The following is a 26,537-nucleotide window of genomic DNA, read 5'->3' on the forward strand; positions in this document are numbered from 1 at the left end:
ACTGTCTGGTTTTCCAGACAAACCATTTTTAAACCCCATCCTGGCGACTGTACCCCAAAAAAATCTCCTCATTGCTGCACCACACCCTCAAGCCAATATCTCCACTCGGCCATGATTGCCTGCAATGTTCCCTACCAAAAAAGACTACGCACTAGCCACTTAAAAATTTGATATTATTATTATTTAATTCATATAGTTCCTGAACTATTTTTCCTCCCCAGGTAAAACCCCTCAAACGAAACCACGATGCATGCCCGTTGCCTGTCACACCTTTTTTTCAAAAAAAAATGTGAAAAAGAAAAATCCTTTCAGACAAAAGGGAGGAGACCAGGTCGGACACGCTGGAACAGCTCCATCCTCAACTTATTGAAAAAACTCAATTTACCAAAATGGCACACAGCTTGCTTAGGTACTGCTACAAGCCGCATTTACCCGGCAGCGTACATGGGCCTGACCATCCCATGTTCTCTTTGCCCGAATGTGTTGGCTAAAACACCACGATGCTTTGACATGAGAGCTTCTTTGGTGCAGCAAGAGGAGAGGGCCCGCTCATACCTACCACGACGTATTTCGGGCCACCTCCGATCTCTTCCTGAGAGCTGATAGAAGTAGTAGACGCAGTAACCTGTGGAAGACGGACAAAAAGGATGTACCACGCTTTCTGTTTCGTCTGGTCGGTCACACAATGCAGGCCATTTACTCCTTACTCCCCTGCATTGTCTGACCACCACCACTGCCCTTTTGTCCAATCCAGGGACAGAAAGGCAAGCATTCCCCCTCACTTGGGAAATGGAGCGAGCCCGTTATATGCCGCTGCCAACGACGTATCCGAACGGGCCTTCTCCGACCTTATCCTCCGACTGTCTGTGGTTGGCAAGGTAAGGTAGCAGGAATGAACAGAGAGGAACACCCAGACTTCTCGTTCATTTGGTCGCGTGATGCAGGGCCCCCTTCTCCTTACACCTCTGCATCACGCGATCACCATGTTGTATCATATGTATGGTCAGACTCCAAGGTTCACCCCCACCTTGGAAAAGGAGTACGTCCAGAGGGATGTGATTGTCAATGATATCCCTGAGCGGGCCTTCTCCTTCCTCTTTCTTCTGTCTCATTAAAGGAAGAGGTCAACGGTGGCAAACGGATCTCGCCTGCATATTCCATTATGCTCAACCCGTTTGCTCGATTATGTGGTGCGGGGCCATTCATCCCTCACACCCCTGCACCACATAACCACCTCCTGGCGCGACCATCCTCTCCTCTCCGACTACGGTTCTCATCATGGTAACGACATCCTGACGGAGGACAGATCGTAATCCAACACCATTCCCCCAATATCGGAAAATCCGTCTGCTCCGTGCTGCACATGGACCTTCATGTCTAATCGGGGCGCTCCTGTGTTACGTTTTTGACGAGGTCACTTCATCTACCAGGTACATGATCGACATATAGGGAATACCGATCTGGGCTGTACAGCCGATTTCACATGTCCGGCTGTTAGAATACCCGACCACGGCAGCCTCGTTTTCAATCACCGGAACCGCTTTCCTCAGGCCATGCGCATTAAGATCGGGCAGGTGAAAGCCTTTATCGCCGGCGAAGCCGCAACAGTTTACATCAGTGGGCCAAACAACCTTGTCCGCGCACATCAAGGCAACATCTTTCAACAGTTCGGCCAGGCCCATTTTTTTTGTGGAGCAGGTCGGGTGAATGGCTACCGTTTGTTTTTTAGGGGTAAAATGCAAGGTATCGAGAAGGAACGTATGGACAAATTCAACCGGCTCGAAAAGCTGCAGCTTGCTGTTCATGACTTTACGCATTCGATATAAACAGGGCGATGTGTCGCACAGCACGGGATACCTACCCTGGTCGGAAGCGATGAGCAGCGCCTGTTCCAACTCGCTGGACTTCATGTCTGCAGTTTCGCCAAACCCCTTTGACTCCCACGGGGTACCGCAACAGAGATTTTTCATACCCTCAGGAAAAATTATGCCGTAACCGGCCTTCTTGAGTACCCGAATGGTTACCTCCGTCACAGATTCCTTGACCGGGTCATCTTTTGCCGGTCCCATGGATCGGGTGATGCACGAGGGAAAATAGACAACTTTCCGCTCGGCGTGGGGGTTGATCGGTGTTGTTTTGGGAGCAGACACACCGCTGGGCATGGCTGGTGTCCACTGTGGAATGCGATTGCCGCTTATACTCCGAGCGGTATCGCATATCTTTCCAAAATTCTTGGTACCCAGAAGACTATGCATTCCGCCCACCACCCCGAGTGCGACCGAAGCGCTGCTGCAGACCAGGTCAAGGTGTTCCCCTGTAAACTTACCAACTTTTTTGCCGAAGGTACTGCGATTTGCAGCACGTATCTGCTTGATATACTTCCCGGTATCGATAGAGACAGGGCATGAGGTTTCGCACAGGCCATCACCGGCGCAGCTTTCATCACCCTCGTAGACAAATCCTTTTTCCAGCTCAGCAAGGCGTTCAGGGTTTTCTCCACTTTTTTTCAGCCTGGCGATCTCCCGCTGCACAACAATGCGCTGACGGGCGGTAAGGGTGAAATGATTCGACATGCAGTTGACTTCACAAAAACCACACTCTATACACTTGTCGATTAAGGGGTCGCACTGTGGCAATGGTTTAAAATTTTTCAAATAGCAGTCAGGATCATCATTAATGATCACGCCAGGGTTGAGGATAGTGTCCGGGTCAAAGAGTTGCTTGATTTCACGCATCAGGGCGTAGCCTTGCTCACCCCATTCCTTTTCGACAAATGGCGCCATATTCCGCCCGGTGCCGTGTTCTGCCTTAAGGGAGCCGTCGTACTTATCGACCGTCATCGCAATGACCGCGTGCATCATTGCATCGTAGCGTTCGACCTCCTTGGGATCGCTGAAATCCTGGTTGAGGATGAAGTGAAAATTTCCCTCAAGGGCGTGCCCGTAAATTACAGCATCGGTGTATCCATACTCAGCAATAATATCCTGCAGCTCTTTTGTCGCCTCGGGCAGGGTTTCCATGTGGTAGGCCACGTCTTCAATAAGACAGGTCGTGCCGATTTTCCTCATGCCACCCACAGCAGGAAACACCCCTTTTCGGATATTCCACAACTGCTGGTTTTCGAACGGGTCGGAAGTGAATTCCACTGGACGAATGGTTGTGAAGTTGCTTAAAATATTTTTGATCTGCGCTATATTCTCAGCAAGGATATCCTGATCCGGAGCCATGGTTTCCATGAGTACCGCGGTAGTTGTTGCATCAAACTCCCTGATAAAATCCGGAATGCCCTCTTTGTTTTCCACCGACTTCAATGCCAACCGATCAAGGAGTTCTGCGCCGTCCACCGGTCCGTCTTTAAGCGCTACCACGGCCTTACACGCGGTGGTGATGTCCGGGAAATAGACCATGGAACTTGCCTTGCAGGGAGACACGGGTACAGATCGCATAACCACTTCGGAAATGAATGCCAGGGCGCCCTCTGACCCGATCATCAGGTTGATAATGATATGAAATGGGTCGTCGTAATCGATAAAAGGATTAATGGAGAAACCGGTGGTGTTCTTTATGGAATATTTTTTTCTTATTCGATCGGCAAATGCCTCATCTGCACGCACCCGGTCTCTGATTTCCTCGATTTTTTCCACGAATCCAGGTCGTGTGCGTAGAAACGCTTCCCGGCTGTCGGCATCTCCTGTATCGAGCAGGGTGCCGTCTGCGAAAATTATTTTTGCCGATTCGATGGTCTGGTAGGCATTTTCATGGGTACCGCAGTTCATACCCGAAGCATTGTTTATGATGATTCCACCAACCATCGCCGAGTTGATGGAAGCAGGGTCCGGACCAAATTTGCGACCGTAAGGGGCCAGAATGGCATTCACTTTCGCCCCGACAATTCCCGGTTGCAGGCGAATTTTATGGCCCTCATCCAGGACTTCGTAGTCTTCCCATCCTTCATTGGCCATCAACAGGATAGAATCGGAGATAGTCTGGCCTGAAAGCGAGGTGCCTGCGGCTTTGAAGGTTACCGGCAGTTTACGGGCCGATGCTTCGCGCAGGCACAGCTGCATCTCCCCTTCATTGAAAACCCTTACCACCACCTGTGGTTCCAACCGATAAAAGCCCCCATCCGTCCCATAGGCCAGGCGATGGAGGGTGTCGGTAAAGATTCGTTCCTCGGGAATAAAGGTGGAGATTGCCTTTACATACTCTTGATATTCAACGTTTTCCATGGCAGCCTTTCCTTCAGATTGGGGTTAATTTTCAGCGCATAGGCACATGCTGGAAGGTTTTGCGCATTCTACATATGACCTCCCTGTCTGGTGGATAAAAGGGTCAGCTTTACAAGCTCTTATTGATCAAAACCACCAAAAGAGAGAAAGAGCAATCATTTTATTTCTTATTCGCTCCTGAATCTGTTCGCGTTCAGGAAAGGGCCAGGAGCAAAGCGGCAACGGCTTCGACAAGACTGCAGGGTGGGAGATGTAACTACTTTGATTTTTCAATCAAACTGAAAAGAGGAGAAAATTTTTCCCACTGGCCTATACCTCATGTGCCGATGAAAAAATTTTGAGCATAACCAAAAAATTGGCAGAAAAAGCATTGATGCAATGTGACATGTATCTGCCCAAGACCTATTGAGTAGAAAAAGCTTATTTTTTCAACATCTCATACAGGCGGGCACGGGATATGCCCGACACTGCACAGGCGGTTTTGACATCACCTTCGCAATAGGCCATGAGCTGTTTGAGATACTGCGACTCCATATTTGCCTTATACTGCTTCCACTTTATCGGCTTTGCTTTGGCACTGAAAGCCTGCTGAGTGGCTTGTTCCTCGGCTGCATGCAGGTTGGCCTGGGCGGCACTGATGCGAATACGACCGGGCAGGTGAAAACCGAACAGGGTCTGGTGTCCATGAGAGCGGGCAACTACTTGCTCAAGCGTCTGTTGCAGTTCCCGTACATTCCCAGGCCAGGAGTAACTCTCTAGAAATTCAAGGAACTCGCGACTGATAGCCTTGGGTTCCAACTGCTGCAGCTTCCACAGTTGACCGAGAATCTGATGGGTCAGCTCGGGTATATCCCCTTCCCGCTGTCGAAGGGGGGGCAGTTCAATATGAAAGGAGCGCAGCCGAAAGAGCAGGTCTTCGCGAAATTCTCCGTTGGCTGCCATCTCTTCAAGGTTTCTATTGGTGGCCGCTATCACCCTGAAGTGAGATGACATTTCCCTGGTACTTCCCACAGGACGATATCGATGCTCCTGGAGGACCCGGAGAAAAGCCTTTTGAATTTCCAGGGGCAGCTCCCCAATCTCATCCAGGAAGAGCGTACCTCCATCGGCCTGATGAATAAGCCCAGAGCTTTCCTTGTCCGCCCCGGTAAAAGCCCCCTTCACATGGCCGAACAGACTGCTTTCAATGAGGGTGGATGGCAGGGCCGCACAATCCACAATAACAAACCTGGCCTCGCTCCTTTTTGAATTGTCGTGAATGGCATGGGCGAAAAGCTCCTTTCCTGTACCGGTTTCACCGGTTACCAGCACGGCGGCATCACTGCCTGCTGCATAGGCAACCTGCTCAAGGACCGAGGTAATGGCATCACTGTTGCCGATGATACGCTTTCGCTTCAGCACAACCGGCGGGCCAGATATTCTGTGCTTTTCCTCCCTGTATTGCAGTGCCCGGGTCACCGGGAGGAGGAGTTCCTTGATTATATGCGTCTTCTCAATATAATCCCATGCTCCGGACTCAATCGCCTGCTGCGCACCATCCGAGTCGGCATCACCGGTCATGATAATGATCTCCGGCCGGGAGGGAACGGTAGAAAATCGAGGGATGGAATCCAGCCCATTGCCGTCAGGCAACTGCACATCCAGCATGAGAATATCAAACGCCTCCTCTGCAGCGAGCGCATAGCCGTCTGTCAGGGAAGGAGCGCTGCGGACGACGAAGCCTGAAGACTCCAACAGGCTGGTGATCATAGTGCACAGCATCTGGTCATCATCAATGATCAGTATACGCTTCATCGGCTTTATTTTCCTCTGGTTGGCGGCCCCAGAGGAGCCCGCACGTTCCGTTCACGTTATCGGTCGACTCGCATATTCCTGTTTTTCTCCTTGCGATTGCTCGTCCAGCACCTCCCGCACTCCCAACGCCAGTTTGGTCATCGACAACGGTTTCTTCAATATCCTTCGTACTCCCGCGCCCCTGGCCTGCTCGACCTCCACCTTGTCACCATATCCGGTACAGATGACGATCGGCACATCTGGTCTGACCCGATGTATCTTTTCGGCAAGTTGGACCCCGGTCATATCCGGCATGTTAAAATCACTGAAAACCAGATCAAACCGCATTGGGTGCTGTTGGAAAAGCTCCAAGGCGGAAACGCTTCCCACAGCAGTGCTGACCGTATATCCGAGATGGATCAGCATCTCGGAACTTATCCGCACCAATGTCTCTTCATCATCCACAACCAGTATATGCGCATCACCCCTCAGCAGCCGCTCTTCCTGTTGCGGCTGTTCCACGATATCCGAACCCGTGAGCGGGAAATACACGGAAAAAGTTGTTCCCTCACTCACCGAACTGGAAACGGCAACCGCACCACCATGCTGACGCACAATCCTGTGCACAATCGCCAACCCCAACCCTGTTCCCTGGCTCTTCTCCTTGGTGGTAAAGTAGGGTTCAAAAATTTTCTCTTTATGCTCTGGAAGAATGCCAACACCTGTATCGGATATACTCAGTCGCACGTATCGCCCCGGCACCAGTTCGGAAAAAAGGGAATCTGGAGTCTTCTCCTCGTCCTCAGTCTCGGCAACTCGGATAGTAAGCTCCCCTCCCCGTTCCTGCATGGCATGATAGGCATTGGTGCATAAATTCATTATAACCTGGTGTATCTGGGTAGGGTCACCGAGTATGGGCGCTACCGCGTTCAATTCTGTCTTGATGGTTATAGTGGCTGGCAGTGAGGAGGAAAGCAGCTTGACCACTTCCCGGACAACCGGAATAATGTTCATGGATATCTGCAGTTGCTTCTGCATGCGGCTGAAGGCACGTATCTGCTCGACCAGTTCCCTGGCTCGCTCAGCAGCCTCCTTAATCGCCTCCAGTTTCCCATGGACCGGTCCTGGTTTGTTTCCAAGATCAAGCAGTCCCAGATCAGAATAGCCGATAACTGCACTGAGGATATTATTGAAGTCATGGGCCACGCCACCAGCCAGAGTGCCGAGCGCCTTCATCTTGTCGGCATGCAGGAGTTGCCTCCTCAAGGACGCCTTCTCCTCTTCCGCCTTAACCTGGGCGGAGATATCTATAAAGCACTCAATAGAGGCATTTCGCCCTTCAATGGTTGTTAGCGATACTTCTTTCAGGATCATGAGGTCCCTGTTGTTAACCCGCAGAGTCAACGGCGCCAACTGCCCGCTCCTGCCGGCCCCTGTCACCTCTCTTTTGGCCTGCAAGACCTCACCATAAGGTTTTTCCAGCAGGTTGTCCCACGACACGCCCAGGATGGCCTGTGCATAGGGATTGGTGTATTTAATCGTATCGGTTTCAGTATCAATGATGAAGATACCCACCGGCAAGGTATCCAGTATTTGCCGTAATCGGGTTTCACTTTCCACAAGCGCCTCGTGGGCTTTCACCGCCCGCAAGGCTTCACAACTGTACGAGGCAAGGATCGCACCTATCTCCTTGTCCTGGGCATTCAACGCAGGCGCCTGTTTTTTTTCAAGGAGAACAATTGCGGCTATTGCCCCTGCCTCATCCTTCACGGGAAAAACCAGAGTGCTGATCAGTTCGGGAGTCACGTCGCTATTCGTACCTTCTTCCTCTTTTATCGCCGGCTGCTGGTGGAGGAGCGGTTCGGAGCGCTTCATCACCTGCTGTAAGAGGGACTGCTCCGGCAACGGAAAAGGAAGAAAAGCGTCGACTGCCTGGTTGTTATCGAGGGCGTGAAGGAGGCGCAGGCCATTGGTTTCCTTAACATAGATCGCACCATCTGCGACCTGCATATGTTGGGCAAACTCGCTGAGCAACAGGCTGGCGAACTGATGCACATCGGTGCAAAAAGAGAGAGAGGTGGTCGTTTCAACAATGTGGTGCATACGCCGGTTGATCTGCTCGAGTTCGGCTGTTCGTTCCTCGACCACATCCTCCAGGTACTGTTTATAGGTAATATTTTCTCTCTGCAGGCGGGCCTTTTCCAATGCCTTGTCAATGGCGTGTTTAACCAACGACAGGTCTTCCACCGGTTTGAGGAGGTAATCCCACGCTCCTTTTTGCAGAGCCTCGGCCGCGTCTTTAATATTCCCGGTTCCGGACACCACGATAAGCGGAGTGAGCGGCGAGCTTTCACTGATACGCTCTAGAACCTGTATTCCCCCAAGTTCAGGCATCCGCAGATCTACCAGCACCAGGTCGGGATGCTCCCGGGCAAAAACGTCCAAGCCTTCACGTCCGTTACCGGCCGTTACCACCTGGTACCCGAAATCCTCGAGGTACTCCTCAAAGGAATCGACGATGGCCTGTTCGTCATCAATGATCAGGATGAGCTTTTCGGTCATGTTATTCATGCACCAGGTGATGTACCGATGAGGCCTCCTCAGCCTGAATTGTCGCCGACCGCCCTCTTTTGGGCAGATGAATGACAAAGGTTGTCCCCTTCCCCCTGAAGGCCTGCACCTGCATTTTCCCCCCATGGTTTTCGGTGATGATGTAGTACGAGACGGAAAGCCCCAGTCCTGTTCCTTTTCCTACGTCCTTGGTGGTGAAGAAGGGCTCAAAGATCCGTTTTCTCGTTGCCTCCTCCATACCCGGACCGTTGTCCGCTATTTCGACCTTCACCCACTCCCCGATTTCCTGCACCAGGAGGGTAAATGTCGGTGTAGCGGTTGCTCCATCTTCGGCCATAGCCTCGGCACCGTTTTTCAGTATATTGAGAAAGACCTGCTGGATCTTGGCCGCCTCGCAGGGGACAGGAAAATCCGTTTCATACCTGCGCACGATTTTCACGTCCTTGAAGTCGTATTCCTTTTTCATGTCGTAGTCCGTCCGTGCCAGTTCCACCGCCTGATCAAGGAGGGTGGCCAGGTCATGACTGGAAACAATCTGCTCACTTTTTCGCGCAAAACTCAACATATTGCGCACAATGGAGGAAATCCTGCTTCCGGAATTTTGTATATGTCCGATAAATTTTGGTATTTTCCGCTCTTCCATGTAAGCATGCAGCGTGGGCAGGGTGATGCCTGCGTGTTCAGCCGCCTTGATGTTTGCCGGGAGTTCGCTGAGCAGCCTGTTCTCCAGCACCTGAATATTTTGCAGCAGGCCAGCCAGCGGGTTATTGATCTCATGAGCCATTCCCGCAGCAAGTCCCCCGACGGAAAGCATCTTTTCGCTCTGGATCATCATTTCTTCCATGTGTACCCGCTGGGTTACATCATCAATACGAATAACCGCTCCCTCTTTTCCGTCCATGACAGGGTAAATGGTTATATCTTCATAACAGGGACGGTCATCGATCGTGACAGGGATATTGGAGGTAACTCTCATTTCCCCCGAATGCAGTGCAGCCCTGATCTGCTCTTCAAGATTCTCTAGCCGGGTGAACACCCTGGTCAACGGCTGGAGTGCAGCCTCTTTCAACGAAATTCCCGTATAGCGTTCAGCCTGACGGTTCCAGTGGGTGACCCTAAGCGTGGAATCTACCCCTATCAGCACCGAGGGCATAGAATTATAGAGATTGGTCAGAAAAACACGTAATTTATCCCGTTCCCTTTCCACCTTCTTGCGCTCGGTATTGTCAAGGTACATGCTCCTGGTACCGATGATTTTACCATGCTCATCATACTCGGGCGTGGAATCAACAATTACAGGTACCACTTCCCCATTGTGTGCGACAAGCTCTCTTTCCGTAGGAATAAAAAAGCCCTCATCAGCACCCGGCACACGCTCCTGCTTCTTTCGTTCTCTTCTTGACCGGGGTGTATAATACTCGGTCAGGAAGGTAGCGACGACCTCCTCCCGGCTGTACTCTAGCCGCTGGAGGAAGGTATCATTTACATCCAGAATGACAGGTTCCTCGTCATTGTTGGCAATCACATACATCATCGGTGCATTGTTAAACAGGTTCCGATAACGGCGTTCGCTCTCTTTGAGCTCTTTTTCCCACTGCTTGCGTTCGGAAATATCTTTCACAAAACAGATAGCGAGCTCCTGTTCTTCAAAAATCAGGTAATTGGTGTGGACTTCAACAGGAAACAAGCGCCCATTCTTGTGCTGATGCCTGGCTTCAAATTGACTATGGGCCATTTGGCGCAGCCTGAAGAACGCCTTGGTCATCACCTCCTGGGTAAAGTCAGGATCCACGTCAATAATGGTCATCTGCAGCATCTCTTCGCGTGAATACCCCAGCGAGGCGCACCCCATCTCGTTCACCCCGAGTATTTTCCCTGTGGAGCCGATAAGGTAAATACTAAACGCCGCCTTTTCAAAGCAAAACTGGGTCAGACGCAGCGAAGCCTCCATCTGTTTCCGCTCGGTAATATCTGTCAGTACGCCATAATAGGTAAGGGCATCCCCATACATTTTCGGATTGGCATGTGCACTGAACCATATAACCTGGCCGTCTGGTTTGATAAACCGCCCCTCATATTGCCACGGTTGCACATTATCAATGGCCTCGTGCATTGACTGCCGGTAACGCTCCTTATCCTCATCCGGGATACATCTGTAGAACTGATCCAGGAGAGTGTCTGTATCCGGCTCAAGTCCGAAAATATCGATGGTTTTTTCACTCAAAAATTCGTTTCGATACATGTGATCCCGGGTGGTTCTGATCTGGATAACGGCGCCCGGGATATTGTTGGTCAACTGCCGTAACCGGCTCTCACTGTCACGAATGATCAACTCCTGGGTAAAGGTCTCGGTGACATCGCGAAAGACCATAACCACACCGACAACCTGTCCATCGACATCATGAATGGGAGCTGCACTGTTTGCGATCAGATACTCATGCCCTTCCCTGCTGATGAGGATGTCGTATTCGCTTCTTTCCGCGGTTGATCCGGTAGTCAAAACTATTTCAACCGGGTCGGCCGGGACGGCTTCGCGGGACTGATTAAGGACATGCACCACAGTGCTGAGTTGTCGACCGACTGCCTGCTCAGCCGTCCACCCTGTGAGTTGTTCGGCCATCGGGTTGAGCTGAGTAATATTTCCCTTTTCATCGGTGGTGATAACCGCATCAGCGATGGAATCCAGGGTAGTGCGCATATGCGCTTCGCTGGCAATCAGCTCCTGCTCCCGCATGTCAATCTTACGGGCCATCCGCTGCAGGCTTTCCCCCAGCTCGCTGTACTCCTTGATCGTTGATTGTGGCCATTGGTGCGTATAATTCCCTTTGGCAATCTCCCGGGCATGGCCGATATAGCGGGCGACAAGAGAGGACAGCCGCGCCCCTTGTCGCAGGGAGACGAGAAGAATGATGCACAGGCATCCCAGAAAACCGACAGCATTGATCAATAATGTTATCCGCACCGGCTGAGCGGCGTTGGCTTCTGGGAGCGATACCTGGACTTTCCATCCAAGTTTTTCCATAGAAGATACGGAGCCGACAAATTGTTTTCCCGCAAGCGTAAAAGGATGGAGTCGCTGCTGACTGCTGTCAGAAGGTGCAAAGGCAAGCGCACTGGACAATTGCTGTCCTGTCAATTGCAGCAACGAATCGGCAAGGATACGCTCATTCCGGTCCCACACAATAGTTCGCAGCTCGGATTGCAGCGGCAGATGGCTGATAAAAGAAGAGAGTTGCTCAAGGGTAATTTCTCCAATGAGCAGTTCAACGCCAATCGGTACAATGACGGCAACCGCAAGGCGGCCGCTGACCGTGGAGAGAAAGGGATCTGACCAGGCAGGCTCACCCTGGTGGCTGATGAATCGCCGGTAGTCTCTTGTTGATACATCAATCCCCTGCAGGTCATTTCGCTGATAGCGACGGCTATCTGCCAGGCCGACGGTATCGATACGTCTACCGGTATCCCCGGTAAGATAAATCGCCTCAAAAATTTCACCATCACCGCAGGTATAATCAAACAGCGCCTCCAGTGCTCTGGCTGTTTCCTTTTCCCTGTCTTCCATTATGCGCGCCAGGGTGTTCAGCTGTCGTTCTCCTCCCATGAGGTGAGCATAGAGCTGCCCCACCACTGTTCGCGCAACAGACTGATTCTGATTGACAATATTTTTTCGTATCAACGGTGAGAGGGAAAGCCACACCAAGACGGTGATAATCACCACTGGTACCAGAGTGGCGACGATAAAACGGCTGGCTATGTAACGTTGAAGAGAGGTGGAGCGCATCATAAATTATTCAAGCACCACAAACTGCTGATTGGACACCTTGCTGATAGTGGCATTGGAGCGCTGCACATCACCGTAAGCATCAAAACGAATTGGTCCCTGGATTCCGTGGTATTCGGAAACTGCAAGTAAACAGGCCTTCAAAGTCTGCCCTCGTTTTTTCCTCCGCAAGGCTTCAATCACCACCAGTGCCGCCTCGCATGCCAGGACGCCGGCATACCCCGGTTCCTGGTTATATCGCTGCACATATTGCTCCCGAAAAACCTGGTAGCCCGGATTCAGGTTGTTTTTATTAAACACCTGGATCGCTGTGGCCCCTTCTACAGCTGCCCCCCCAAGGTCAAGCAGCCTTTCCGTGGCGCCCCAATCGGAGAGAATGATGTGCATATCAGCATCAAACTTGCGAATCTGCTGACAGATCAGGGCCGAATCCATGGAGTTGGCAATGATGAGTACCCCGTCCGGCTGCTGCCGTAACAGGCGATCAATAAGGCTGTAAAACGTTTCACCGGCATGGGCATCAAACCCGACGGTCTCAACTATTTCGCGCCCCTCTCCGGTAAAGTTGGCAGTAAAATATCTCAGCCAGTCTTCACTATAGGGTCGGTTTCGTTGATCATAGATGGCTACAAGCCTGCGCAATGATCCCATTGCAGCATGATAGGTGCCGCTTCTGGAGGCATATTCCTTGCTCGTCGCAGCAACTCTGAAGAAATAATCATCGCGTCCAGCGAGTTGCTCGGTACTTACCGTCGGCGAAATGCCAACGAGATTCGCTTCATTCAACAGCGGGGTGGTGACCATGGCCATGGCGCTGGTCATGGGGCCGATAACCGCCTCCACACCTTCCCTGATCAATGCCTGGACCTCCTTTTTCGCCTTTTCCTGATCCTGCCGATCATCCTTGATAATCAGCTGAATCTTGCGACCATGTATGCCTCCCTCCAGATTGGCCTGCTCAACAATCAACTGAACGGCATCACGCCCGGAAATACCCATATCAGCCACTCTCCCGGTGGTTCCGGCAATAAAACCGATTTTCACGGGCTGATCGGAAGTACAGCTGATAAGTAAAACCAATGGAATACTCCACCAGCAAAGGGAGAAAAAAGGTGCTAACGCATGTAGAAGAGACAACATAGGTCGGTTCCCCATTCCTGTTTCTGCAGGTGTCTTGATTGGTTAATGTATTGCCGTGTGGAAAGGCAAGCCTTTCTTTCCAGGGAGTGGGGATGCCTACCGGGACACTCAATTCTCTGCTTCCCCTTCTTGAGCCGGACGGACATTCCTTCACCGCTTCACCCGGAAACGAGGATGCGACCGCTGCCACCAGGGCAGGCTTACCGGAAGTGGTCCACCGTAAGTATAGCACAGAAAGGAACCGACCGTAACACTGTTCACCGTTCCTCCTTTGCATTGTGCCCCAATCGCAACAAATCACGATCAGTATGGAAAACTAGTACGCAATAGGCCCATAAACATGATAAAGTCCAGCAGTCAGGAGAATACCGGAGCAAAAGCTCCACGCCTTCCCCCCAAGGAAACAACTCGTAGAAATAACGGCCTCATAACGCATGCATTTCCCGAAAAAAGACAATCCCACATGGGCAGCAATTGTTACTGGCAAGGAAGTGTATACCCTGAAATTCCTCGGCGCTAAAATCCTGCTCAGCCGACTGATCCGTACTGTGCAGGCTGAACCCTCAAGCGCCAACGTACGTGCCGCGGTAGACGAGTTGCATGCATTGTATACGAGAAATATTACTTTGCCTTCCGCACGGGACGATATACGCACTATTTTTGGAAAGAAGCAGGAGAGACCATGTCACAGGAATTGCTCGGGGTAGATGAAACAGCAGCTCTTATCACTCAAGGAAAAACACTGCTGATTGCCGGCGATGAACAACTCCTCCACCAACTCCCCAAAGGGAAATGGATCGCTGGAAGCACTCCCTACCTCATCCGCCCGGACCGAAAAAGCCTTTCAGTACGTGACAGGATTCACGTTACCGATATTTCAGCCATTGCAGTGAATGCAACCATCAGAGTATACGACAGGGAGGCACTCAGCACCCTCTATACCGATGCTGGCTGCGGTGGTTTCAGCTTCATCATCATTCCTGCCTCCAGCCCCGCGCATATACGTTTCGCGCTCAATGCCCCTGTATATGAAAACTTCGCCAGCCAGCCTTTAGTCGGCTGGATTGCCGGGATCCACCTCGATGACCTGGGCACCATCCCCCCCTGTGTGTTTGACGGTGAAAGCGGAAAAAAATATACAGATGAAGCCATTGTCATGCACACACGGCCTGTTGCCGGAAAAACAGTTGATGTGGGGATAATCAATATTTTTGAGCAGGGAGACGGCGACTCCCTTACTTTTACCACTGATGGTTTCTCCGCCACGGAACTACTGGTGAACGGCGTACCGAAAAATTTTGCTGAATATATTGCCAGCAACAATCTGGACACACGCCTCCCCCTGGTAGCCGATTATTACGGCGCCTCTATCAACACCAGTTTCCAGAGTATTACTCCAGACGGAACCGTGAACTTTTACGCGCCGGTATTTCAAGGTGTCCGGTATAAGCATGCGAGACCGGTTGCCGATTATGTCAAACTGTTTAATAAGCGGCTGAAGGAAGACAGGACAGCTGATCGGAATATTATTTTCTCCTGCAATTGTCTTGTCAACTATCTCTACCAGGGAGAGATGGTAACCCAGGTCGACTCCTTTTCCGGCCCGGTCACTTTTGGGGAAATTGCTTACCAACTGCTGAACCAGACCATGGTCTATCTGCAACTCAGTGAAGAGTGATGCGTGCCCTGGGCCAGGGTATAAGATTACCCGAATTCACGGCGTTAACGAACAGACTAACCTCTGCAAAGGCCGGTGTTGCTCTGAAAAAAGAATGTCCCGACAGAGCGGGGCGACCAGGGACGTCAGCAGTTCATGTCCTTTCCTGCAGAGCTGTCGGTGATTCGGCGATCTGCCGGAGCTGGTGGAGCAAGAGATCGCGCATCTGTCCGGCAGCCTCGGTCCCCTGCCAGCCAGCCGTGGAAATGGCCGCACGGAAAAATCGCCCGCAGACCTTCCGCTCCTCCGCACTCCATAGGCTTGTTACGCCCTTTTTACCAGTGTCATCTTCCATCTCCTTCAGCGCGGCATCGTAATCCCTGCGCCCGTGGGACCAGTTCACCACGTGGGAATAAAACAGTAAACTGCGATCCAGCAGGATGTAGAGCAGTTGAATGTTGGTCACCGGCCCGATATGCAGTTGCTCACCGCCGACCCGCATACCGAGCAACCGAATCCCTGACAACCATTTCTTGCCTTTGAAAGCCGTGCCCGCCGCCCCAAACAATCCTCCCAACGCTGAAAAAACACCAAAGGAAATACCGGCCGCCGCCACATCCAGCCCTGCCCCCAAAGCTGCTCCTCCCATGGCACCGGCAAGGATAATCTGCCTGTCGGTCAGACCGAGAAACTCCCAGGTGGTTTTGCTAAACAGGTCCTGTTCCAGGATAGAGTGCTCGGGGAGAACGATATTGAAAATGTTGTGTTTAAACAACCCGCGAATAGCCGTATGGGTTGCGCTCTCCCTGTGGGTGACATAGCGCTGGTATTCCTGCCACATCTGCCGGCACATCTGTTGTTGTTCGGCTTGATTGCAGGGAACGGTCTTGCTGTAGGCAAGCACCTCGCCCAGGAAAGCGAGCAGCAGGTCGGCACTCTCTTCGGTACGCGCCTGCCAATCAATACGGAAGGCTTCCACCACCTTGCGCAAGGCGGGTTCCCATTGCTGATCAATGGCCTTGAGGTTTTCCAGGAGTTCGATCCGCTGGGCATAAGTGGCCCTGATCGAGTTAAATATTCGTATTGCATTAAAATGTTTGCGAAATTCGCTCTGCCACTGACTCAGGAAAGCGGTCTCCGATCCCTTGCTGTTAATCACCGCCATTCTCGGTGCACCGCTGAGGCGGAGAATTTCCATCTCCGCCCGGTCAGCATTGCGAACCGGTCGGGCACCGTCAACCACAAAAATGACCCCTGCTCCGGCAGCCACCGGTCGAAGCAGTTCGCAATCATCCCGAAAGGACGGGTCTTCATTATGGGTGGTGATGAACGAACGGATCAGCTCCTCATCAGGCCCCTGGTACTGCTCCATCCACTGCAATGTCCTGCGCGGATTCTGGAAACCCGGTGTATCCACAAAGCGGATGATTTCCTGCCCATCGACAATGACCGGAAAGTCCTGACAGACGACCGTCTCTCCCGGGATGGGACTGACCCGAACCGAGTCGTCTTCAGCTAAAGTGGAGAGGACCGAAGACTTCCCCTCATTGGGATGACCGATAATGGCGAAAACCGGTACCTGTTGCTTGCTTTTCATTCTACCAATGACCTGACCTGTACTTTCGTCGAGTTAAGCGCTGCGATCTTCATTGACCAGATGGCCTGCTGCTCTTCTGTTGCCGGAGTAAGCCAGTTTGTCCCGAGAGGGGCCCCAACGAGCCCGACTACGAGCTCTCGGCCGTCTCCCAAGGCAACACAAAGATCACGCATAAACGACAGAATTTCCTCGATAGGCGGCTGCCAGGCCTCCAGCACCAGAGTGATGTTCATCCGTTCGTTTGCACGGGAATATTCGCTCAGTTCGTGCAGCAGCTCGCTGTCCATCCTGTCAAAATCACCAAAACGCCTCAACCGCAACGCCTCCTCTTTTTTTGGGGCGAACAGGGCCTGCACCTGCTCTTCCATCGATGGAGCGTCCACCTCCTCAGGAACCAGGACCCAATGGACCATTTGTTCCTGTCCACGGACATGTTCCGTTGCAGCCTGTTCCTCTGCCTCTTCGTCTGACGACTGCACCTGTGTCGCCGTTGACCGCACTTCCCGGTTCACGGTACCGCCGGTTTCCACCGTCGGGGTACGCATTCGGCGTATCAGTTGCCGCAGCTCAGGTTCCTCAGGGCTGGGCAGCGAACGGAGCAATCGTCTGCGCAACACCAAACCGAGTCCCAGCATTCCCAGCCTTGGCAACAGCCCGTAAAACAGGACCGCACAGCACATGAACGGCCACCAGGAAACAAGATTTTCAGTTGTAAGTCGGTATATCCCGTCCTTGAGCACAATACGGCTCCCTTCGATCGCTTCTACTCCCGGATAGGCGAGGTGTTCGGGTAAGAGCCAGCTCCATGGCAGGGCGATCCACCGGACTATTTCGGCAAGCACCGAGGTCTCCACCTGGATGGTTGATTGCCAGCCAAAAGCAGTGTCGAAAAAAAAGACTTTGGCCAACGTCACCCCGATGATACCGCAATTGAGCCCTATCCCAAGCAGCTGAAGGGCGAAAAACACCGACCAGAGAAAAAGTACCCCATAGGTGGTTCGCGCCTGTAGCCGTTCCTGCAGCTGGGTAAGGCTGCTCTCCATTTGACTGGAGCGATGGCGATGCAACAGTGAGAGCAGCCATTTCAAGGTGACGACTCCCAGCCTGCCTGCCAGTTTACCGAGCAGCGAAGCAGGTAATGGGCGGCGGCGGAGCCTTCTCCATCCCAAGGCCGCAAGTTGCCCGGCCACTACCAGGAGCTGCAGCAGGACAAAGAGGGCAAAATAGGCGGTAACATTGACTGGTGCCTTGCCAAAGTAAGCAAGCAGGGGTGCGGCAAGGCTGATACCGATGACCAGTCCTGCTGCGGCCCCAATACATGCAATCAAGGTGCGCAACTCCTTCCAGAGTGTTCCCGGCAACTCCTGCTTTTCTCGGGGGTCGATCCCGTTTCGCCGCTCCTGCAACCACCGCCAGATCAAGCTGCGTCTGTCCGGATGCCTGTCTTCAAGCGGAAGCCCAAGGCGGCTATACAGGGCCCGGTCCCGGCGGGCCAGCCCGTCCTCGCCCTCCGACTCCCGGTGCTGACGATCTTTAAGAAGAAAATACTCAAGATCAAGCAAATCGCCAACTTTCCATATTAAACGACTCATGACGCCTTCCCGGTTTTCCCTGCGCTTAAAGCCACCGAAAAACAATTGCAGGAGCAAACTATTTTGTATACAACAGCTCCTTGAGCAGCCCAAGGCGCCTGGAGCAGGCAACCACAGCGTTGACTGGCCTGGTTCGTTTGATCTCTCTTCTGTATGTACATATTGCTATCCATGAAAAACGATACTTCCGATCCATCTCAGGCTGGTGAAACAGCCATGACCGAGACAATCCGTCAGGGGTTTGGCGCCGCCTGGCCCATCTGTCTCGGTTACTTTCCCATTGGTTTGGCCCTTGGCGTGCTTGCCCAACAGGCAGGGATTCCCGTATGGGCGGTGGGCCTGATGTCCATCCTGGTTTTCGCCGGCAGCGCGCAGTTCATCTGCGTTGCCATGCTGGCCAGTGGCGCTTCCACCGCCGCCATCATCCTGACCACCTTTGTGGTCAACCTGCGCCATGCGCTCATGAGCTCGGCGCTGGCTGTCCATCTTCGAGGAGTTGACCGTCGGTTCCTCTCCCTTTTTGCCTATGGCATAACCGACGAAAGTTTTGCCGTCAACATGGCCAGATTCAATACTGGTGCCTGGAGCCGCTGGAGCGCACTCTCGGTCAACCACTTCTCCAACCTGGTGTGGATCATCTCCACCATGAGCGGAACCTTGATCGGGCAATTTATCCCCCAGGGAGCCCTGGGCATTGATTACGCGTTGACCGCCATGTTCATCTGCTTACTGGTCTACCAACTCAACGGGCTGATCTTTCTGCTCACAGCAGGCATTGCCGCCCTGATCTCCGTGCTCTGGTACCTGTTGATTCCCGGTGACTCGTACATCGTCGGTGCCTCCATGACCGCGGCCACGCTCGGCTATCTTATCAAACGGACACGGAGGTGCAGCCATGCAACTTCCTGAGTATCTTCTGCTTTTCGCGGCCATGGGGCTGGTTACCTACGGTCCCCGCTGGTTTCCGCTCTTTTACCTGGCGCACCGACAGCTTCCCCAGTGGCTGGTCGATTGGCTCAGCCTGATCCCTGTGGCCATTCTCAGTGCCCTGTTGGCGCCCATCTTATTCGCAGAGGCGAGTCCCCGTGCTTTAGACCTTACCCGGCCGGAACTGGTGATCGCCCTGCCCACCCTCCTTTTTGCCTGGCGGACCCGAAGCCTCGGCGGAACAGTTGTCGTGGGTATGGGATTGTACTGGTTTGCAGGGTTGTTGGGATAACTTCACGGCAGGCGCTCTCACGGCCCCGGCTCCATTGAACCGGTCGACAATGCCTCAGGCTGCTTCCTGCCGTCTCCCCTCGAGAAAATAGGTGGCTTGCAGTCCTTTCCCCTTCATGTGGATCCGAATAGGTTCGGAAAATATAAACGTCTGCTGCAATCGTGATTGGATCTCCTGGGAGACGTTGATGCGCATTGGCAGGGAGAGGGCCTCCAAGCGGGAGGCAATATTGACCGTATCGCCGAAAATATCATACAGGTATTTATTAGTCCCAACGATTCCCCCCACCACATTCCCGGTATGAAGGCCGATGCGTACCTGCCATCGATGGTCCGCTTCCCTGTTCCGCTGCTTGAGAAAGGTGATCATCTCCAGCGCGGCGTCGGCCATTCGATGAACATGCTGAGGATCGGCCTTGGGAATGCCGCAGGTGCACAGGTAGGCATCGCCAATGGTCTTCATCCGTTCACAACCGTAGCGATTGGCAATGTCATCAAATCCGGAAAAAATATCGTTGAGTTCCCGGATCAGCACTTCCGGGTCAAGCCGGGAGGCAGCGGCCGTAAATTGGACAAGATCAATAAAACAGACCGTCACATTGCGGTAGGATTGAGGGGTGAAGGTCCCTTTTTCGATCAGCTCCTGGGCCACCCGCCTCGGCAAGACATTCAGTAGGAGCGCTTCTGATTTTTGTTTTTCATTATGCAGCTGGCGGTTTTTCTCTTCCAGTTGTCGCTGCAGGCGGCATAGTTTGAGATGGGTATTGATCCGTACCAGCACTTCTCCGGAATGAAACGGCTTGGTAACGTAATCCACACCCCCGGCCTCGAATCCGCGCACCTTGTCCTCGGCATTATCAAGTGCTGAAATAAAAATAACCGGTATATCCCGAAACGCGGGCCGGCTTTTCAGCCGGCTGCACAGCTCTATGCCGTCCATACCTGGCATGATGATATCAAGGACAATCAGGTCGGGGAGACCTGCACCTCCTTTTTCCAAGAATTCCAGTGCCTCTTCGGCACTGCCGGCAACATCCACCGCGAAACCGTTGCGGGTCAACAGCCTATACAGCAGTTTCTGATTGACCGTGGAGTCCTCGACAACCAGTATATGTCCGTACACGGTATCCATGGTCATGCGCCGATCAAGCTCCCAGCTACCGACCTAGCATTCCCTGTATCGCTGTTGCAGGGCCAGATCAATCAGTACCAGAGCGGCCATGGATTCAACAATGGGAACCGCCCGAGGAACCACGCACGGATCATGACGTCCCTTTGCTTCCAGGGTGACCGGGTTCCCCTGGAAATCAACCGTTTCCTGGGCCATACCGATCGTTGCAACCGGTTTAAAGGCCACGCGAAAAATGATCGGTTCACCATTACTGATTCCACCTTGTATTCCACCTGAGTTGTTTGAACTGGTGCCCAACGATTCCCCTTTGCGGATAAAGGGATCATTATGCTCGCTGCCCCGCATCTGGGTTCCGGCAAATCCGCTGCCAACCTCAAAGCCTTTGGTGGCCGGCAGGGACAACATGGCCTGGGCCAGACGAGCCTCCAGCTTATCAAATACAGGTTCGCCCAGACCGGCCGGCACATTCCTGCACACACACGTAAGTACTCCACCGGTGGAATCCTTGGCTTCAAGGATTTCAGCCACCCGCTCCTGCATCCGTCCGGCAGTGTCGCCATGGGGGCAGCGTATGGGGGTAGCATCCACCTCCTGTCGGGTAATGGCTCGATAATCAACGTCAGGGGCTGTAATATCGCCCACAGCACTCACCCAAGCAACAATCTCGATACCATGGGTTTCCCGCAGCCATTTTTCGGCAATGGCCCCACCGGCCACCCGCCCGATTGTCTCTCTGGCACTGGAACGACCACCACCGCTGGAGGCACGGGTACCATACTTGCTTTGATAGGTAAAATCGGCATGAGAAGGCCGGGGCACGGTACTCATTTCCCCATAATCACCGGGCCGCTGGTCTTTGTTATGAACCAGCAGCATGATCGGCGTCCCTAGGGTACGTCCGAACTCGGTTCCCGAATAGATGGTTACCCGGTCCGCCTCCTGACGCGGAGTGGTTAAATCACTCTGCCCCGGTCGTCTCCGCGATAATTGCGGCTGAATATCCTCTTCGGTCAGTTGCATCCCCGGAGGGCAGCCATCAACCACCGCACCGACGCCCTTGCAGTGCGATTCGCCAAATGTGCTCACCCTATAGAGGGTTCCAAGTGTGCTGGACATACATCCTCCCTAATTCCTCTCCCAGCGTTCAGCTGATTCGTTCTTGATGAAGCCATTCTCGGTTTCCGCCCGCACCCAGCCTCCGGAGAGTAAACAGCAGGCAGCAGATTTCTTAGCATAAATCGGTAGCATTGTCTTTGAGATTTCATTCGTGCCTCTGCCACCGGAACGGGCTAACCGCGACTAAAACGATCCAGGTACCACCCCCCGGCCTCCTCTAGTCCAGCGCGGATGGAATAGCGCGGATCATAGCCAAGCAGCCGCCGCGCCTTGTCAATGTCGGCGAGCGAATGACGCACGTCTCCGGCCCGAAAATCACGATACACCGGCTTTACCCGCCGTGCTGAGGGGGTATGGGCTCCCACCAGCTCCTGAAGAAGCGCGTAGAGGGTATTGAGGCTCGTTTGTTCACCAAAGGCCACATTATACACCTGGTTGACAGCATCCGGGTCAACTGTGGTGGCAGCCAGGATATTTGCCTGCACACAGTTGTCAATAAAGCAGAAGTCGCGGCTAGTCTGCCCATCGCCGTTTATGAAAACGGTTTTGCCCTTGAGCAGTCCTGCAAACCACTTTGGGATCACTGCCGCATATGCACCTTCCGGGTCCTGGCGTTGGCCGAAAATGTTAAAATAACGCAAACCAATGGTTTCCAGACCGTAACTTTTAAAAAACACATCCGCATACAGCTCATTCACCAGCTTGGTCACTGCATAAGGGGAAAGAGGGGTACCGATGATATCCTCCTTTTTGGGCAGATCGGGGTGATCACCATAGGTGGAGCTGGAGGCGGCATAAACAAAACGGCTCACCCCCGCATCCCTGGCAGCGACCAGCATGTGAAGGAATCCAGAGATATTGTTCTCGTTGGTCAGTACCGGATCTTCCAGGGAACGCGGCACCGAGCCCAGCGCCGCCTGGTGGAGGACATAATCGACTCCCTTGCAGGCAGTATGGCAGGTTTGCTGGTTTCGGATATCCCCCTCTATCAATTGAAACCTACCCCATTGCTCCGGAGATACCGCTCCCCTGACCTCTGTCAGGTTGTATCGATGCCCGGTGGAAAAATTATCAAGCCCGACCACCTGCTGGTCCAATTTTAACAATGCTTCCAAGAGATTGGAACCGATAAAACCTGCCACTCCGCTTACCAGCCAGGTAGAGGGCTGCTGGGCGAGCTGTTTTTGTTGTTTCTTGTACATGAGCGTAGTATCTTTGCGAAAAGGTAATATATAGAATTAGTGTATGCTCATGCTTACAACATTACCATAGAATTATCAAAGCATACGCTCTTGTTCGCGAGCTTTCCATCCTTTCCGGCGAAATCGTGTCCGCACAGACAGAGCAACCACCTTCCGCGCTCCAACGAAAGATCATCCATATCGACATGGATGCTTTTTTTGCTTCGGTTGAGCAGCTCGACAATCCGGCTCTCCGAGGCAAACCGGTGATTGTCGGTGGCGCTCCCGGAGGCAGGGGCGTGGTCGCAGCCTGTTCCTATGAGGCCAGGGCTTATGGCATTCATTCCGCCATGCCCTCCTCCCGTGCCCATGCCCTCTGTCGCCATGCGATTTTTGTACGGCCGAGAAAAGAACGATACCAGGAGATATCGCGACAGACCATGGCCCTCCTCGCTCAATACACTGATCTGGTAGAGCCGGTCTCTGTGGATGAAGCTTTTCTAGACATCACCGTCAACACCCTGCATAACCCATCAGCCACGCGCGTGGCTCAGATAATCCGGGAAGAGGTCCTTCGCACAACCGGCCTCACTGCCTCTGCCGGGGTTTCGTACAACAAATTTCTCGCCAAGTTGGCCTCGGACCAGCAAAAGCCAAATGGGTTAACGGTCATTCCCCCCGAACAGGCCAGAGATTTTTTGCGCAGTCTGCCTATACGAAGGTTTTTCGGGGTCGGCAAGGTCACGGAAAAAAAAATGCTCAACCTCGGCATCCGTACCGGCATGGATCTTGAGCGGTTCTCGCGAAAACAACTGGCCGCGTCTTTCGGCAGCAGCGGCAGCAGTTTTTATGACCTGGTCCGCGGCATCGACTATCGCCCGGTTCAGCCGCAACGGCTGAGAAAATCCATCGGCACCGAAACAACACTACAAAGCGACATTATCAACCTGGAAGAAGTGCTCACTATTGTCGAGCGATTGAGCTCCCAGGTGGGTAACTCCCTTAAACAAAAAAACTCCGGAGGCAGGACCCTGACCCTGAAAGTCCGCTACGAGGACTTTACCACCATCAGCAGGTCCTGCAGCCGCAGAGAGGGCTTTTTTTCCCACAGGGATATCTGGCAGCACGTCCCACAGCTCCTGGCAGCCACCGAAGCGGGGGTGCGGAAAATAAGGCTGCTTGGTCTGACCGTATCCAACCTGTACAGTGATGAACACCCACGGCCAGTAAAGTGGAAACAGCTGCCCCTGCCTTACACCACGGACGGTACGGCCTCCCCCTTGGCGCAAATTACAACCATGAGAAAGGAAAGAAGCCATGTTGATTTTTCACGGTGACCGGCCATGATTGATGTCACCTTTGGGCTGGCCATTCTGCTGACCGGAGGGATGTTATTTGCAAAGATTGTCCAACTGTTCAACCTCCCTTCGGTAACTGGCTTCATTCTGGCAGGACTTGCCCTCGGACCATCTGGTTTCTCTATCATCACCGCTGAAACGGTCGGTCATAATCTTGACCATTTTATCCAAATAGCCTTAATGCTCATCGCTTTTGGCATTGGTGAACATATTGAATTGCGTCGTCTCGGCAGTATCGCCAAACAGGTTACGTTTATCTGCGTCGGCCAGGCAACGGCAGCTTTCACCATGGTTACCCTCTTCTGCTTTCTCCTGGCCATGGCCATCTCGCCGGAGCAAACGCCGGCGCATCATGCAGTTCTTGCCCTGATCCTGGGGGCGGTATCGCTGGCAAACGCCCCTGCCGCCATTCTCCATATAGTGCGGGAACTGGACGCACGGGGTCCCTTCACCTCCACGTTGATTGCCGTTATCGCCTTGGGAGACGGCCTCTCGATAGCGACCTTCGGGGTGGTGGTTTCCATCGCCCATCAAATGGTAAGCCCGAACCAGGTCTCCCTGCTGGCAGGCATCTTTGGCTCATTCTATGAAATTGGCGGTTCCATAGCCATTGGTGCCGGTACCGGCTTGCTGATCGACCTGGTCCTGCACAAAACCCATAAACGGGGAGAAATGCTCACTACCGGACTTGCCATGCTCCTGCTCTGTGGCGAGATCACCCGCCTCCTTGCGCTGAGCCCGCTGTTGGCCGGCATGACCGCCGGCTTTATCCTTATCAATCGCGAAGAACGTGACATCCGGCTGTTCCGCATCCTCAATGGTTTTGAGCCGCCGGTATATGTCCTTTTCTTTACCTTGGCCGGAGTCCACCTTGACCTTGGGGTGCTCAAGCTCGCGGGCTGGGTCGGTGCGGTCTATTTTCTCTTTCGTTTTTTCGGGAAATATCTCGGCTCCTGGCTGGGCGCCCTCCTGGCCGGAGCTCCTGAAACCGTTAAAAAATACATTGGATTAGGGCTCTTTCCCCAGGCCGGGATTGCTATTGGCCTGGTGTTTGTAATTAACAGCGATCCACTGCTTGCCCCATGGTACGAGAAAATCACCCCCATCGTCCTGGCAGGGGTTGTCCTGGCCGAGCTGTTCGGACCAATCACGGCCAAAAAAGCCTTTGCTGAAGCCGGAGAAATATCCCCGGCAGCGCAGCTGAATCAGCACACCGCAAACACTCCGCTGGCAACCCTGCTTTTCAGTCGCTCCCGGGAGCTGCACCTCAGTCCATGGGCAAGCGATGAACTCTACCCCGCCGCCAATCCTCAAGGTGTTGTTATTTTCGGGTCAGCCAATTACGCGACAGTGCGGGGACTGGCTCGAGTAGCAACTATCCTGGCACATCATTTTGATGCCCTGCCTCTGTCAGTACGGGTGAAGGTTCCGGGCTGCAGATGGACTGACACAGGACCGCAGTGCAAGTCTCTTTTCCTTCCGGAAACCGACGAGGTAAAAAGTCTCGGCTATCCCCTCCAAACCATGGTTATAGAGGGACAAGCTGTCTCAAGCCTTATTCAGGCCGTGCAGCAGACCCAGGCCAAAGCTCTGGTACTCGGATATCCTCTCGGCCGCAACCCGCTTGCCATGCAGAAAATCGTCGAACGGGTCGCCAGAAGTGTCTCCTGTCCGGTAGTGGTTGTTCGCTTTATAGGAACCTTTTCCTGTGACCGTATCCTTGTTCCTTTTCTTTCCCTTAAAGAGCTGGACCTGATCCTGCCTGTTATCGAGGCCATGGGTACGGCAAGGGAACCGGCAATCACCCTTATGCACCTCCTGCATGCCGATTGCACCAGAAAGGAAATTCTTCTCGCTGAAGATGCAATTGGGCAGTGGCTTGCTTCCAACCTCCTTGAGTTATCAGTTGAATCCATTGCTGTTCCTGCCGGCTCCCGATTAGAGGCTATTTTAGATGAGGCACGACACCATGACCTGATCATCATGAAAGCAACCAGGCGCAAAGGAATCAGTAAACTCTTTATCGGTTCCCTGGCAGCCGCAGTAGTGACCAACTGCCCTCACCCTGTTTTTACCGTCTACCCTGGAAAAAAAGCAGATATTCATCAGCAACCGTTCGCCGATCCTCCGGAGGAGCCCTGAAAAGCTCACCTGCCAGGCGCCATGGCTTTTTCTTTGAGTGAAGGGGAATA

15 protein-coding genes are annotated in these 26,537 nt (G+C 53.0%); 5 read left to right on the forward strand and 10 right to left on the reverse strand.

Annotation, left to right across the window (positions count from 1 at the left end):
• Positions 1-1,397: 1,397 nt before the first annotated feature.
• From ACZ52Z_RS09380 to ACZ52Z_RS09400, 5 genes are all read right to left on the reverse strand, one after another.
• Positions 1,398-4,229 (reverse strand): FAD-binding and (Fe-S)-binding domain-containing protein, encoded by a 2,832-nt coding sequence (locus tag ACZ52Z_RS09380; protein ID WP_464270475.1) that lies wholly within the window; start codon positions 4,227-4,229, stop codon positions 1,398-1,400.
• Between the two features lie 420 nt (positions 4,230-4,649).
• Positions 4,650-6,023, reverse strand: a complete 1,374-nt coding sequence (locus ACZ52Z_RS09385; protein WP_464270476.1) for a sigma-54-dependent transcriptional regulator — start codon at positions 6,021-6,023, stop codon at positions 4,650-4,652.
• Between the two features lie 51 nt (positions 6,024-6,074).
• Entirely contained in the window at positions 6,075-8,564 is a 2,490-nt protein-coding gene (locus ACZ52Z_RS09390; RefSeq protein WP_464270477.1) for an ATP-binding response regulator, read from the reverse strand.
• 1 nt (position 8,565) lies between these two features.
• The gene (locus tag ACZ52Z_RS09395) at positions 8,566-12,357 is read right to left on the reverse strand and encodes a PAS domain S-box protein (RefSeq protein WP_464270478.1); all 3,792 of its coding nucleotides are present in this window, start codon (positions 12,355-12,357) and stop codon (positions 8,566-8,568) included.
• Positions 12,358-12,360: 3 nt separating this feature from the next.
• Entirely contained in the window at positions 12,361-13,434 is a 1,074-nt protein-coding gene (locus tag ACZ52Z_RS09400) for an ABC transporter substrate-binding protein (protein WP_464270479.1), read from the reverse strand.
• Positions 13,435-14,176: 742 nt separating this feature from the next.
• Here ACZ52Z_RS09400 and ACZ52Z_RS09405 point away from each other — a divergent pair.
• On the forward strand, positions 14,177-15,172 hold the full coding sequence (locus ACZ52Z_RS09405; RefSeq protein ID WP_464270480.1) for a DUF6976 family protein: 996 nt from the start codon (positions 14,177-14,179) through the stop codon (positions 15,170-15,172).
• Positions 15,173-15,305: 133 nt separating this feature from the next.
• On the opposite strand, the gene ACZ52Z_RS09410 is transcribed toward ACZ52Z_RS09405, so the two are convergent.
• Both ACZ52Z_RS09410 and ACZ52Z_RS09415 read right to left on the reverse strand, forming a co-directional pair.
• Positions 15,306-16,748: a GTPase/DUF3482 domain-containing protein gene (locus ACZ52Z_RS09410; RefSeq protein WP_464270481.1), complete on the reverse strand. Its 1,443-nt coding sequence runs from the start codon at positions 16,746-16,748 to the stop codon at positions 15,306-15,308.
• Positions 16,745-18,340, reverse strand: a complete 1,596-nt coding sequence (locus ACZ52Z_RS09415) for a DUF2868 domain-containing protein (RefSeq protein ID WP_464270482.1) — start codon at positions 18,338-18,340, stop codon at positions 16,745-16,747. The genes ACZ52Z_RS09410 and ACZ52Z_RS09415 overlap by 4 nt, the downstream gene beginning before the upstream one ends.
• 216 nt (positions 18,341-18,556) lie before the next feature.
• On the opposite strand from ACZ52Z_RS09415, the gene ACZ52Z_RS09420 reads away from it, so the two are divergent.
• Both ACZ52Z_RS09420 and ACZ52Z_RS09425 read left to right on the forward strand, forming a co-directional pair.
• Positions 18,557-19,249, forward strand: a complete 693-nt coding sequence (locus tag ACZ52Z_RS09420) for an AzlC family ABC transporter permease (RefSeq protein WP_464270483.1) — start codon at positions 18,557-18,559, stop codon at positions 19,247-19,249.
• Entirely contained in the window at positions 19,236-19,559 is a 324-nt protein-coding gene (locus ACZ52Z_RS09425) for an AzlD domain-containing protein (RefSeq protein WP_464270484.1), read from the forward strand. The genes ACZ52Z_RS09420 and ACZ52Z_RS09425 overlap by 14 nt, the downstream gene beginning before the upstream one ends.
• 54 nt (positions 19,560-19,613) lie before the next feature.
• Here ACZ52Z_RS09425 and ACZ52Z_RS09430 read toward each other — a convergent pair whose 3' ends face one another.
• The 3 genes from ACZ52Z_RS09430 to ACZ52Z_RS09440 form a co-directional block, all read right to left on the reverse strand.
• Complete coding sequence (locus ACZ52Z_RS09430; protein WP_464270485.1) at positions 19,614-20,696, reverse strand: adenylate/guanylate cyclase domain-containing protein; 1,083 nt, start codon at positions 20,694-20,696, stop codon at positions 19,614-19,616.
• Positions 20,697-20,723: 27 nt separating this feature from the next.
• Positions 20,724-21,806 (reverse strand): chorismate synthase, encoded by a 1,083-nt coding sequence (aroC, locus tag ACZ52Z_RS09435; RefSeq protein WP_464270486.1) that lies wholly within the window; start codon positions 21,804-21,806, stop codon positions 20,724-20,726.
• A 173-nt stretch (positions 21,807-21,979) separates the two neighbouring features.
• Positions 21,980-23,008, reverse strand: a complete 1,029-nt coding sequence (locus ACZ52Z_RS09440; RefSeq protein WP_464270487.1) for an SDR family oxidoreductase — start codon at positions 23,006-23,008, stop codon at positions 21,980-21,982.
• 125 nt (positions 23,009-23,133) lie between these two features.
• On the opposite strand from ACZ52Z_RS09440, the gene dinB reads away from it, so the two are divergent.
• Together dinB and ACZ52Z_RS09450 are read left to right on the forward strand one after the other, a co-directional pair.
• Positions 23,134-24,324, forward strand: a complete 1,191-nt coding sequence (gene dinB, locus ACZ52Z_RS09445; RefSeq protein ID WP_464270488.1) for a DNA polymerase IV — start codon at positions 23,134-23,136, stop codon at positions 24,322-24,324.
• Between the two features lie 6 nt (positions 24,325-24,330).
• Positions 24,331-26,487, forward strand: coding sequence for a cation:proton antiporter domain-containing protein (locus ACZ52Z_RS09450; RefSeq protein ID WP_464270489.1), 2,157 nt, complete (start codon positions 24,331-24,333; stop codon positions 26,485-26,487).
• Positions 26,488-26,537 lie beyond the last annotated feature (50 nt).

The sequence above is a fragment of the Desulfogranum aggregans genome, assembly GCF_055398265.1.